General features: G+C 73.7%; 11 protein-coding genes. 8 read left to right on the top strand and 3 right to left on the bottom strand.

All coding sequences use genetic code 11. The features are described from left to right. Positions 1 to 21 precede the first annotated feature (21 nt). A complete protein-coding gene (locus Q3W71_RS02935) occupies positions 22 to 1,188 on the top strand; it encodes an alkaline phosphatase PhoX (RefSeq protein WP_302917714.1) in 1,167 nt (388 codons plus the stop codon). Between the two features lie 88 nt (positions 1,189 to 1,276). On the opposite strand, the gene Q3W71_RS02930 is transcribed toward Q3W71_RS02935, so the two are convergent. Further along, positions 1,277 to 2,125 carry a YhjD/YihY/BrkB family envelope integrity protein gene (locus Q3W71_RS02930; RefSeq protein ID WP_302917713.1) on the bottom strand — a complete coding sequence of 283 codons (849 nt, stop codon included), beginning with the start codon at positions 2,123 to 2,125 and terminating at the stop codon, positions 1,277 to 1,279. 159 nt (positions 2,126 to 2,284) lie between these two features. Further along, a complete protein-coding gene (locus Q3W71_RS30935) occupies positions 2,285 to 3,256 on the bottom strand; it encodes a peptidoglycan DD-metalloendopeptidase family protein (protein WP_368050137.1) in 972 nt (323 codons plus the stop codon). A gap of 169 nt (positions 3,257 to 3,425) precedes the next feature. On the opposite strand from Q3W71_RS30935, the gene Q3W71_RS02915 reads away from it, so the two are divergent. From Q3W71_RS02915 to ispG, 5 genes are all read left to right on the top strand, one after another. Beyond that, positions 3,426 to 4,001: a GNAT family N-acetyltransferase gene (locus Q3W71_RS02915; protein WP_302917712.1), complete on the top strand. Its 576-nt coding sequence runs from the start codon at positions 3,426 to 3,428 to the stop codon at positions 3,999 to 4,001. 132 nt (positions 4,002 to 4,133) lie between these two features. Continuing rightward, a complete protein-coding gene (locus tag Q3W71_RS02910) occupies positions 4,134 to 5,450 on the top strand; it encodes a family 43 glycosylhydrolase (protein WP_302917711.1) in 1,317 nt (438 codons plus the stop codon). A 75-nt stretch (positions 5,451 to 5,525) separates the two neighbouring features. Continuing rightward, positions 5,526 to 6,737, top strand: a complete 1,212-nt coding sequence (gene dxr, locus Q3W71_RS02905; protein WP_302917710.1) for a 1-deoxy-D-xylulose-5-phosphate reductoisomerase — start codon at positions 5,526 to 5,528, stop codon at positions 6,735 to 6,737. Next, positions 6,737 to 7,987, top strand: coding sequence for an RIP metalloprotease (locus Q3W71_RS02900; protein ID WP_302917709.1), 1,251 nt, complete (start codon positions 6,737 to 6,739; stop codon positions 7,985 to 7,987). The genes dxr and Q3W71_RS02900 overlap by 1 nt, the downstream gene beginning before the upstream one ends. A 9-nt stretch (positions 7,988 to 7,996) precedes the next feature. Beyond that, entirely contained in the window at positions 7,997 to 9,169 is a 1,173-nt protein-coding gene (gene ispG, locus Q3W71_RS02895; RefSeq protein ID WP_302917708.1) for a flavodoxin-dependent (E)-4-hydroxy-3-methylbut-2-enyl-diphosphate synthase, read from the top strand. 123 nt (positions 9,170 to 9,292) lie between these two features. Here ispG and Q3W71_RS02890 read toward each other — a convergent pair whose 3' ends face one another. Beyond that, complete coding sequence (locus tag Q3W71_RS02890; RefSeq protein ID WP_302917707.1) at positions 9,293 to 9,925, bottom strand: PadR family transcriptional regulator; 633 nt, start codon at positions 9,923 to 9,925, stop codon at positions 9,293 to 9,295. 124 nt (positions 9,926 to 10,049) lie between these two features. Here Q3W71_RS02890 and Q3W71_RS02885 point away from each other — a divergent pair, with 124 nt between their 5' ends. Next, entirely contained in the window at positions 10,050 to 11,276 is a 1,227-nt protein-coding gene (locus Q3W71_RS02885; protein ID WP_302917706.1) for an MFS transporter, read from the top strand. Between the two features lie 55 nt (positions 11,277 to 11,331). Further along, a complete protein-coding gene (locus tag Q3W71_RS02880; RefSeq protein ID WP_302917705.1) occupies positions 11,332 to 12,171 on the top strand; it encodes a DUF4081 domain-containing GNAT family N-acetyltransferase in 840 nt (279 codons plus the stop codon). Positions 12,172 to 12,211: the final 40 nt, after the last annotated feature.

Here is a 12,211-nt window from a genome sequence, read left to right as displayed (position 1 = left end):
ACTCTCACCGGGAGGTCTCCGATGGACCGTCGCACCGTCCTGCGCGCCACCGTCGCCGGCGGCACCGCCGCCTTCTCGGGCAGCCTCTGGGCCTGCGCCGCGCTGGCCGCCCCCGCCCAGCCCGGCCCGGGCCCGTACGGGGAACTGCTCGCCGCCGACGCCAACGGCATCCAGTTGCCCGCCGGCTTCACCAGCCGGGTGATCGCCCGCTCCGGGCAGCGGGTCGCCGGCACCTCGTACGCCTGGCACTGGGCGCCCGACGGCGGCGCCTGCTTCCCGGCCGGCACCGGCTGGATCTACGTCTCCAACTCGGAGATCCCGCTGGCCGGCGGCGCGTCGGCGGTGCGCTTCGCGGCCGACGGCTCGATCGTCGCGGCGTACCGGATCCTCGGCGGCACCAACGTCAACTGCGCCGGTGGCGCGACCCCGTGGGGCACCTGGCTCTCCTGCGAGGAGGTGCCGCTCGGGCGGGTCTTCGAGACCTGGCCGCAGGGCGGCCGGGAGGCCGAGGAGCGCACCCGGATGGGCCGGTTCAAGCACGAGGCGGCGGCCTGCGACCCGGACCGCCGGGTGGTCTACCTGACCGAGGACGAGGGCGACGGCTGCTTCTACCGCTTCGTCCCGGACGCCTGGGGCGACCTGCGCACCGGCCGCTTGCAGGTGCTCTGCGCACCCGCCGAGGCCACCGCCGGGCCGGTGACCTGGCGGGACGTGCCGGACCGGGACGGCTTCCCGGTGCCCACCCGCTTCCAGGTCGGCGCGGCCAAGCACTTCGACGGCGGCGAGGGCTGCTGGTACGCCGACGGGACCTGCTGGTTCACCACCAAGGGCGACAACCGGGTCTGGGCTTACGACGCGGTCGCCGAGCGCCTCGACCTGGCCTACGACGACTCGCTGGTGCCGGCCGGCGCGGCGCCGCTGACCGGGGTGGACAACATCACCGGCACCGCGGGCGGTGACCTGTACGTGGCCGAGGACGGTGGCAACATGGAGATCAACATGATCACGCCCGCCGGCGTGGTCACCCCGTTCCTGCGCCTGCACGGCCACCCGGAGTCCGAGCTCACCGGCCCCGCCTTCTCGCCCGACGGCACCCGCCTCTACTTCTCCTCGCAGCGCGGCACCACCGGCGACCGCACCGGCTCCGCCGGCGTCACCTACGAAATCACCGGCCCCTTCCGCCCCTAACCCCCCACCCCACCCCGGCCCATCCGGGCCGGAGGCGCGTTGATCATGAAGTTAGCGGCGTCGGGAAGCGCTCTCCAGGCCGCTAACCTCATGATCGACCCGGGTTCGGGGTCGGGTGGTGGGTGCGCCAGTGGGAGAGGGCGAGGGTGGCGGAGTAGCCGGCCAGGACGATCACGTGGAACAGGTAGAGCCAGAGGAGCACGGCGACGCCGGCGCCGATCTCGTCGAAGCCGCCGAACGGCGCCCCCAGGTCGATCGGGAGCGACGCGAAGAGCACGAACCCGTGCAGGAAGCCGGAGAGGTTGGCCGCCGTGAACGAGCCCACGGCCAGCGCGGAGAGCCAGTCCGGCGACGCCGGCCCGACCACCCGGAACACCCAGAGCAGCACCGGGGTGAGCACCAGCCACACCCCCAGGAAGGACAGCACCACCCCGAGCGCCCCGAGCCAGCCGCCCTGGCGGACCAGCCCGGTGGTGGTCGGCAGCGCCAGCAGGATCGACAGCAGCAGGGCCGGGGCCGGCGCGAGCAGCGGGAGCAGCAGCAGCCGGCCCCGCCAGCCGACCAGCGACTCGTCGTTGCGCGGGGCGGCCACCGAGACGAACGCCCGGCGCAGCCCCTCGCCGTAGAGCGACGCCGGCAGCAGCGAGGCCAGCGCCAGCAGCGGGGTCAGCTCCACCCCGGCATCGACCAGGGCGGCCACCGCCCGTGGCGCGCCGATCTCGGTGGGCAGCGCCCGCACGGCGTACGAGGTGAGCCGGCGGACCCGCTCGGCGCCGGCCACCAGCGCGGTCAACCAGATCGCCAGCAGCGCCACCGGGACCACGGCGATCGCGCCGTAGAACGTGATGGCGGCGGCGTGCAGCGACAGGTCCCGGCCGCGCAGCGGGCGGAACGCCGCGGCGCCGATCCGTTTCGCCCGCCGCCAGCCGTCGCCCATCCCGGTTCCTTTCCCCCTCCCGGCAGCCGCCACGCATCGAGATCGCCGGCCGGCCACGGCCGGGGTCCGGGCGATGGGGCGTCCGGTTGGGGGAGACGGCGGGAACCCCGCCCGGACGGGTGGTCCGGGCGGGGTCGGCGGGCGGGTGCGCTGCGCCGGTCAGCCCAGCGGCTGCACCTCGCCGGTGCTGCGGGTGGCGTAGAAGCAGCCGGTGGTGGGCAGGCTGGTGGCCGCCGGTGGGGTGACCCCGTCGTAGAGCGCCAGCAGGAAGTTCTGCGGGCATCGGCGGGTGCTGCCGGTACGGATGCCGAAGTGCAGGTGCGGCCCGGTGGAGTTGCCGGTGTTGCCGGTGAGGCCGAGCTGCTGCCCGGGCGCGACCGACGCGCCGTTGCTGACCGACCACGCCGAGAAGTGGCAGTAGGTGTAGACCGCTCCGTCGGTGCCGGTGAGGTTCACGCCCTGGCCGCAGGAGCTGTCGTTGATGATCGTCACGGTGCCGGCCCGCACCGCGTACGCCCTGGTGCCGGTGCCGACCGGGAGGTCGATGGCGGGATAGTCGTGGTGGGGGTCGTCGTACTCGCTGCGCGGCAGCGCGCTCTTCGGCAGCGGCAGGGCGAAGGCGGGGTTGCCGGAGCTGGACGTGATCCGGACGGCGTCGGCGACCACGTAGCCCGTGCCGTTGGTCCACCGGCTGACCCCGACCACCGGGTAGTCGCCGGCGGCCAGGGTGAAGGTGCCGAGGCTGACCCAGCGGCCACCGTTGGCGCGCTGGTTCACGACCACCGTCTGGTTGCCGCTGCTGGTCGCGACGATGAACGGGGTGGCGTCGTTGTAGCCGGCGTCGGCCGGGTACCACACCTCGACGAGGTGCGCGCCGGCCGCCGCGATCGACGCGCTGAACCAGGCGGCGTCGCTGCCACCGGTGTACGGCGTCGCGAACCGGTAGTCCGCGCCGTTCTTCTGGCTGGACCAGGACGACGTGCCCCAGTTGGTGCTGGCGGTGAAGCGCCCGGCGGTCGCGTTGTCCACGGTGACGGTCGCCGCGGACGCGGATCCGGCCGGGCCGAGCAGCACCATGGCGGCTGCGGTCAGCCCGCCGACCAGGGCGCGTGCGGCGGTGGCGATTTTCACGGGGTCCCTCCCGGGAGTCAGGGGTGCGAGGGGCGGTGGGGTGAAGGTATTTAACCAATACCGATCGATGATTGTAAGAGACTTACATCGATCGGGGTCGGTGACATCGGGACTGCGGCCCACCGTGCCGGCCCCTCCCGGCCGCCCCGAGTCGTTAGGATCGCCGGCCATGACCGTTCTCACCACGGACCGCCTGGTCCTGCGGGACTGGACCGTCGACCCGGCCGACCTGGCCCGGATCTGGGACATCTACTCCCGTCCGGAGATCACCCGCTGGCTGGCCGCGTCCGGGTTGCCGCTGACCGACCCGGCGCAGGCCGCCGACCGGCTGCGGATCTGGCGCGAGCGGCACGCCGACCACGGCGGCCGGTACGGCACCTGGGCGATGGAGGTACGCGACACCGGGCGGGTCGCCGGCACGCTGATCCTCAAGCCGCTGCCCGGCGCGGACGGGGTCACGCCCACCGACGACATCGAGGTGGGCTGGCACCTGCACCCCGACTCCCGGGGCCACGGGTACGCCACCGAGGCGGCCCGGGCGGTGCTGGCCCGCGAGTTCGCCACCGGCACCCCGCGGGTGTACGCCGTGGTCGCGCCCGGCAACGACCCGTCCATGGCGGTCTGCCGCCGGCTCGGCATGGCCCACCTCGGCCGGCGCACCGACTGGTACGGCGGCGAGGAACTGGAGACCTTCGTGCTCGCCGCCCCCGCCGGGTCGCCCTCGGCGGTCGCCGGCCGGCGGTGAGTGGCCGCGGCGCGGCCGTGGATGAGGTGAGTGGCCGCGATGGCGGCGGTGGGCGAGGCTTCGCGCCCGCCGGGCCGACCGGCCTGGTGGCGAAACTTTTCAATTCATCGATGTCTGTGGTTGACTTTCGTCATGCGGAGAGGTCTCGTCTGGCTGGCGGCCGCGCTCGTCGTCAGTCCCCTGTTCGTCAGCCCGGGCGTGGCCGCGGCCGCCACCGCGCCGCCGTCGCTGGTCATCGCCAGCGATTTTCCCGACCCTGACGTCGTCAGGTTCGGCAGCACCTACTACGCGTACTCCACCAACAACGGCAACGGGAACGTCCCGGTCGCCACGGCCAGCTCGCTGACCGGGCCGTGGACCCGGCGGCCGGACGCGCTGCCGACCCTCGGCGCCTGGGCCAGCGGGGGCCTGACCTGGGCGCCGGACGTGTCCCAGCGGGCCGACGGGCGGTACCTGCTCTACTACACCGCCCGCAGCCGGGCCGCCGGCCGGCAGTGCATCGGCGCGGCGCTCGCCACGTCGCCGCTCGGGCCGTTCACCGCCGTCGGCACCCAGCCACTGGTCTGCAACGCCGGCGAGGGCGGCGACATCGACGCGGCGAGCTTCACCGACAGCACCGGGCTGCGCTACCTGCTCTACAAGGACGACGGCAACGCCATCGGCCAGCCGACCAGCCTCTGGCTGCAACAGGTAGCGGCCGACGGCGTGACCCTCCAGGGCGCCCGGGTCGAGCTGCTGCGCAGCGGCCGTGCCGAGGAGTCCGGCATCATCGAGGCGCCGGTGCTGACCAAGGTCGGCGGGCAGTACGTGCTGTTCTATTCGCTCGGCGGCTACGGCGGCGACGGCTACCAGACCAGCTACGCCACCTCGACCTCGCTGACCGGCCCCTACACCAAGGCGTACCGGTCGCTGATGACCACGGCGTCGCTGGATTCGGCCGTGCGCGGGCCGGGCGGCGCGGACGTGGTGCGCGAGGCGAGCGGCGACCACATCGTGTTCCACGGTTGGATCAACAACTACTCCGCCCGGGGCATGTACGTGGCGGCGCTGGGCTGGGCGGGTGGCTATCCCGTCGTGCGGGGCAGCCGGGTGCGGTACGAGGCCGAGCGCGGCGCGCTCAACCACTGCTCGGCGCGTGCCGTCGCGGGCGCGTCGCAGGGGCAGGTGGTGGCGTACATCGACTACGCCGACAGCTGGGTCGACGTGACAGTCTTCGCGCCCCGGGCCGGCGGGTACCGGGCCCACGTCGGCTACGCCGCCGGCTACGGCGACGCCCAGCACACGCTGACCGTCAACGGCGGCGCCGCGCAGGTGGTCAGCTACCCCAACACCGGCTGGGACGTCTGGCGGCAGGTGGGCGTGGACGTCACCCTCGACGCCGGGTTCAACACGCTGCGGTTCACCCACCGCAGCCGCTGGGCGGAACTCGACTTCGTCGAGGTGGCCTAGCGGAGGAGAGCGGGCCACCGGGGCGGGGTCGAGGCTCCCGGCGGGCGTGCGGACGCGCTGGGGGAGAATGATCCGGTGACCTCCCCCCGAGAACTGGTCCTGCTCGGCTCCACCGGCTCGATCGGTACCCAGGCCATCGACATCGTGCGGCGCAACCCGGACCGGTTCCGGGTGGTCGCGCTCGGCGCGGGCGGCGGCAACGTCGACCTGCTCGCCGCCCAGGCCCTCGAACTGGGCGTCGACGCGGTCGGGGTGGCGAGGGCCTCGGCCGCCCAGGACCTCCAGCTCGCCTTCTACGCCGAGGCGAGCCGCCGGGGCTGGGCCACCGGCGACTTCAAGCTGCCGAAGATCGTCGCCGGGCCGGACGCGATGACCGAGCTGGCGCAGTGGCCGTGCGACGTCGTGCTCAACGGCGTGGTGGGCTCGCTGGGGCTGGCGCCGACGCTGGCCGCGCTGCGCGCCGGGCGTACCCTCGCGCTGGCCAACAAGGAGTCCCTCGTCGCCGGCGGCTCGCTGGTCAGGGCCGCGGTGACCCGGCCGGAGCAGATCGTCCCGGTGGACTCGGAGCACTCGGCGCTGGCCCAGTGCCTGCGCGGCGGCAGCCGGGGCGAGGTGCGGCGGTTGATCGTGACCGCCAGCGGCGGCCCGTTCCGCGGTAAGCGGCGCGACGAGCTGACCCGGGTCACCCCGGAGCAGGCGCTGGCCCACCCGACCTGGAACATGGGGCCGGTCGTCACGATCAACTCCGCGACCATGGTGAACAAGGCGCTGGAGGTGATCGAGGCGCACGAGCTGTTCGACGTGCCGTACGCCGACATCACCGTGATGGTGCACCCGCAGTCGGTGATCCACTCGATGGTCGAGTTCACCGACGGCTCCACCCTCGCCCAGGCCAGCCCGCCGGACATGCGGCTGCCGATCGCGCTGGGCATCGGCTGGCCCGACCGGGTGCCCGACGCCGCCGCCGCGGTGGACTGGACCACGGCGCACACCTGGGAGTTCGCGCCGCTGGACGACGAGGCGTTCCCGGCGGTCGCGCTGGCCAAGGCGGCCGGCGAGGCCGGTCGGTGCCGCCCGGCCGTCTACAACGCGGCGAACGAGGAGTGCGTGGCCGCCTTCGTGGCCGGCCGGCTGCCGTTCCTGGGCATCGTCGACACCCTCGAGCGGGTCCTCGACGAGGCTCCCGATTTCGGCGAACCAGGTACCGTCGAGGACGTGCTCGCGGCGGAGTCGTGGGCGCGCGCGCACGCGCAGGAGATCATCGAGGGATCGGTGGAAGGAGCTTGATGGCGTACCTGCTCGGGGTGGTGCTCTTCGCCCTCGCCATCCTCATCTCGGTGAGCCTGCACGAGGCGGGCCACATGCTCACCGCCAAGGCGTTCGGCATGAAGGTCACCCGCTACTTCGTCGGCTTCGGCCCGACCCTCTGGTCGTTCCGCCGGGGCGAGACGGAGTACGGCGTCAAGGGCATCCCGCTCGGTGGCTTCTGCAAGATCGTCGGAATGACGCCGCAGGACGACGACGTCGACCCGGCGGACGAGCCGCGGGCCATGTGGCGCTTCCCGGTCTGGAAGCGGACGATCGTGATGTCCGCCGGCTCGATCACCCACTTCGCCCTGGCGCTGGTCGCGCTCTGGGTGATCGCGGTCACCGCCGGCCTGCCCAACCCCGACTTCCCGAGCACCGACGCGGAGATCCGCAAGGAGCCGGCGGTCGTCCAGCTCGCCCCGTGCGTGGTGCCGGACGTCACCGCCCGCGAGTGCACGCCGGACAGCCCGGCCAGCCCGGCCGCCCAGGCCCAGCTGCGCGACGGCGACCGGATCACCGCCATCAACGGCGCCCCGGTGGCCACCTGGGGCGACATGCTCGACCGGGTACGCACCCTCAAGCCGGGGGAGACGGCGAAGATCGCCTACGTCCGGGACGGCCAGCCGGGCGAGTCCGAGGCGGTGCTCGCGAAGACCCGGCGGCCGCCGCTGGACAACCCCAACGGCCCGGTCGGGGACGTCGCGGCGCTCGGCGTCGAGCTCATCCCCACCACCCCGACCCGCCTGACGTACGGGCCAATCGCCGCGTTCGGCGCGACCGCCGACTTCACCGGCGACATGGCTGTCAACACGGTGCAGGCCCTGCAGCGGATCCCGCAGAAGATCCCGGCCCTGTGGACCGCGATCACCGGCGGCGAGCGGGACGTGGACACCCCGATCAGCGTGGTCGGCGCCAGCCGGCTCGGCGGCGAGGCCGTGGAGAACAACGCCTGGCTGCTGTTCTTCATGCTGTTCGTGTCGCTGAACTTCTTCATCGGCGTGTTCAACCTGCTGCCGCTGCTGCCGCTGGACGGTGGGCACATCGCCATCGCCTGGTTCGAGCGGGCCCGCTCCTGGGTGTACGCCCGCATCGGCCGCCCGGACCCGGGTCGGGTCGACTACCTCAAGCTCATGCCCTTCACGTACGCGGTGATCCTGATCGGTGGCGCGTTCACGCTGCTGACCATCACGGCGGACGTCGTCAACCCGATCACGCTCTTCTCAAGGTGAGTGCCTGAAGTGACCGCTGTCAGTCTCGGTATCCCCGCCGTACCGCCCCCGCCGCTCGCGCCGCGCCGGGCCAGCCGGCAGATCATGGTCGGCTCGGTGCCGGTCGGCGGCGGCGCGCCGGTCTCCGTGCAGTCGATGACCACCACCCTCACCGCCGACGTCAACGCCACGCTCCAGCAGATCGCCGAGCTGACCGCGTCCGGCTGCCAGATCGTCCGGGTCGCCGTGCCCAGCCAGGACGACGTCGAGGCGCTGCCGGCGATCGCGAAGAAGTCGCAGATCCCGGTCATCGCCGACATCCACTTCCAGCCGAAGTACGTCTTCGCCGCGATCGACGCCGGCTGCGCCGCGGTGCGGGTCAACCCGGGCAACATCCGGCAGTTCGACGACAAGGTCAAGGAGATCGCCAAGGCGGCGGGCGACGCCGGGGTGCCGATCCGGATCGGCGTGAACGCCGGCTCGCTGGACAAGCGGCTGCTCGCCAAGTACGGCAAGGCCACCGCCGAGGCGCTGGTCGAGTCGGCGCTCTGGGAGTGCTCGCTCTTCGAGGAGCACGGCTTCCGGGACATCAAGATCTCGGTGAAGCACAACGACCCGGTGGTGATGATCCGGGCGTACCGGCTGCTCGCCGAGAAGTGCGACTACCCGCTGCACCTGGGCGTCACCGAGGCTGGCCCGGCCTTCCAGGGCACCATCAAGTCGGCGGTCGCCTTCGGCGCGCTGCTGGCCGAGGGGATCGGCGACACCATCCGGGTCTCGCTGTCCGCCCCGCCGGTGGAGGAGATCAAGGTCGGCACGGCGATCCTGGAGTCGCTCGGGCTGCGCGAGCGGGGCCTGGAGATCGTCTCCTGCCCGTCCTGCGGGCGGGCCCAGGTGGACGTCTACAAGCTCGCCGAGGAGGTCACCGCCGGCCTGGAGGGGCTGCCGGTGCCGCTGCGGGTGGCCGTGATGGGCTGCGTGGTGAACGGCCCCGGTGAGGCCCGTGAGGCCGACCTGGGCGTCGCCTCCGGCAACGGCAAGGGCCAGATCTTCGTCAAGGGCAAGGTGGTCAAGACCGTGCCCGAGGCGCAGATCGTGGAGACGCTGATCTCCGAGGCGCTGCGCATCGCCGACGAGATGGGCGCCGAGCTGCCCGAGGAGCTGCGCGGCATGCTCCCCGGCCCCACCGTCACCGTCCACTGACCCTCGGCGCCGGACCGGCCGGCGCGCACGCACGAACACGGAAAGAGTGGCCATCCCCCGTGGAATGGCCACTCTTTCCCGGTATGAGCGGACGGGTCGGGGGCGCGGCCCGGGCCGCCCGGTTCACTCGGATTCGGCGAGGATGGCGTACAGCTTGCGGCGGGTCTCGTCGAGCACCTGCGCGGCCCGCTCCCGCTGGTCGTCGGTGCCGGTCATCATCACCTGGCGCAGCGCGTTCATCGCCTGCGCGCCGGCGTCCCGGATGTCGTGCCAGCTGTTGACCGTGTCCTGGGCGAACTCCGCCCAGGGCGGGGTCTGCGCCGCCTCGGTGGCCTCCGCGCGGCCGGCCTCGGTCAGCGCGAACCGCTTGCGCCCGCCGCCGGCCTCATCGGTGCTCGCCGCGATCAGCCCCTCGTCCTCCAGCAGTTGCAGGGTCGGGTAGACCGAACCCGGGCTCGGCCGCCAGGCGCCCCCGGTGCGGGAGTCGATCTCCTGGATCATCTCGTAGCCGTGCATCGGCCGCTCCACGAGCAGGGCCAGCACGGCGTGCCGGACGTTGGGCCGGCGTCCCCGGCCCCGGCCGCGGCCACCCCAGCCGCCGCCCCAGCCGCCGTGCCCGCCCCGGCCACCGTGGCCGCCGTGGCCGCCGTGGCCGCCGTGGCCGCCGTGGCCGCCCGGTCCGTGCGGGCCGGGCGGGAAGCCGAAGCCGCGCATCCGGGCCTCGTGCAGCTCGTGCAGTCTGCGATGGAACCCCATGGTCCCCACCTTCCTTCGTACTGTCGCTGATGCATCGACGATATATCGGCAATGTGTCGGCGACAAGGAACTCCGCGAAATTCCGATTTACAAACCGTACGTACGTCTTGCTAAGCTGCTCGACGTGCGACTGCTCCCTGAACCGGGCCCGGCCCGGACCCTCACCCTCGGCACCCTGGTCCGGACCGTCGGCCGCGGCCTCTGGCTGGCGGCCAGCGCGCTCTTCCTCACCCGCTCGGCCGGGCTCACCGCCACCGAGGTCGGGCTCGGCCTGACCGTCTCGGCGCTGGTCGGCCTGCTGGCCAGCGCCCCGACCGGCTATCTCGCCGACCGGCTCGGCCCGCGCGGCACCCAGATCGCCGCCCAGGTGGCCGGGGGCGTGCTGACCGCCGGCCTGCTGGCCGTCCGGTCGTTCCCGGCGTTCCTCGTCATCGGCGCCGCCACCGCGCTGGCCGACGCGGCCGACCGGGGCGCCCGGGGCGCGCTGATCGCCGGCTCCGTCCCCGCCGACCAGCGGGTCCGCACCCGCGCCTACCTGCGCGCCACCACCAACGTCGGGATCTCGGTCGGCGCGGTGCTGGCCGGGTTCGCCATCGCCCTGGACACCCGCGCCGGCTACGTGGCGCTGATCCTCACCGCCGCGGTGACCTACCTGGCCGCCGCCGCGGTCTTCACCCGGTTGCCGGCGGTCGCTCCGGCCCCCGTCCCGGCGCACGGCCCGCGGCTGATCGCCCTGCGGGACCGCCCCTTCCTCGCGTTCACCGTCCTCGACGGGCTGATGTCGATGCACTTCAGCCTGCTCAACATCGCCCTCCCGCTCTGGATCGCCGGGCACACCCGGGCGCCGGCCTGGGTGATCTCCGCGTTGCTGCTGGTCAACACCGGAATGGTGGTGCTGTTCCAGGTACGCGCCGCGCGCGGCACCGAGAGCCTGACCGGGGCCGGCCGCGCGGCCCGGCGCGCGGGAGTGGCCATCGCCGTCGCCTGCGCGCTCTTCGCCGCCGCGGGAGACCTGCCGACCGGCGTGGCGATCGCGCTGCTGGTCGGCGGCGCGCTGGCGCACGTGATCGGCGAGCTGTGGCATTCCGCCGCCGGCTGGGGCATCTCGTTCGGGCTGGCGCCCGAGCACGCCCACGGGCAGTACCAGGGCGCCTACAGCATGGGCTTCGAGCTGGGCCGGATGCTGGCGCCGGCGGTGGTGACCACGTTGGCGATCGGTTGGGGCGTACCGGGGTGGTTGCTGCTCGGAGGGCTGTTCCTGCTGCTCGGGGCGCTGGTGCCGGTGGTCGTCCGGTGGGCCGCCCGGACCCGGGTCACCGGGCCGGCGGTCGACCCGGTCGCGGTGGGGTAGCCGGGCTCGTCACTCGACCCGCGAACCGGGGGTCGGACATGGCAGGCTGGTAGGCGTGCTGACGGTGCCGGTACGGCAACTGGGGGAATCGGAGCGCCGCGCGGTCGAGCGGCTGCTCGACCTGGACCCGTTCGCGGGCGCGCAGGTCGCCGAGCGGGTCGCCGCGCGCGGCCTGGCCTGGTGGCGTGCCGAGGGCCGGGTGCTGGGCTACGGCACCCGCCGCCACCTGGAGTCGGTCTGCTGGCTGGGCGGCAACCTCACCCCGGTGCTGGCCAGCGAGCCGGCGGTGGCCGCCTACGCCGACCTGCTCGCCGGCGAGGAGCGGCTCTGCTCGTCGATCGTGGGCCGGGCCGACGCCGTGCTCGGGCTCTGGGACCGCCTCGCCTCGGCCTGGGGGCCCGCCCGGGACGTACGCCCCAACCAGCCGTTGCTGGCCACCGACGCGCTGCCGGCGGTGCCCGCCGACCCGGAGGTGCGCCAGGTGCGCAGCGGGGAGATCGACCGGCTCTTCCCGGCGGCGGTGGCGATGTACACCGAGGAGGTCGGCGTCTCGCCGCTCGCCGACGACGGTGGGCGCAGCTACCGGCGGCGGGTGGCCGACCTGGTCCGGGCCGGCCGGGCGTACGCCCGCTTCGTCGACGGCCAGGTGGTCTTCAAGGCGGAGTTGGCGGTGGTCACCCGGCGTACCGCCCAGGTGCAGGGGGTCTGGGTGGCCCCGGAGTGGCGGGGCCGGGGGATCGCCACCGCGGCGATGGCCGCCGTGGTCCGCGACGCGCTGCTGCGCGCGGCCCCCACGGTCAGCCTCTACGTCAACGACTTCAACCTGCCCGCCCGCCGGGTCTACGACCGGTGCGGCTTCCGGCCGGTCGGCACCCTGGCCACCGTGCTCTTCTGACCCGCCTTCCGCCCGTGGCACCGGGCGGGGCTATGCTGGC

Source organism: Micromonospora sp. C28SCA-DRY-2, assembly GCF_030519475.1.
In the GTDB taxonomy this organism is placed as follows: Bacteria; Actinomycetota; Actinomycetes; order Mycobacteriales; family Micromonosporaceae; genus Micromonospora.
Note: the sequence above shows the minus strand (reverse complement) of the source record. Positions and strands in the feature narration are given on the sequence as shown.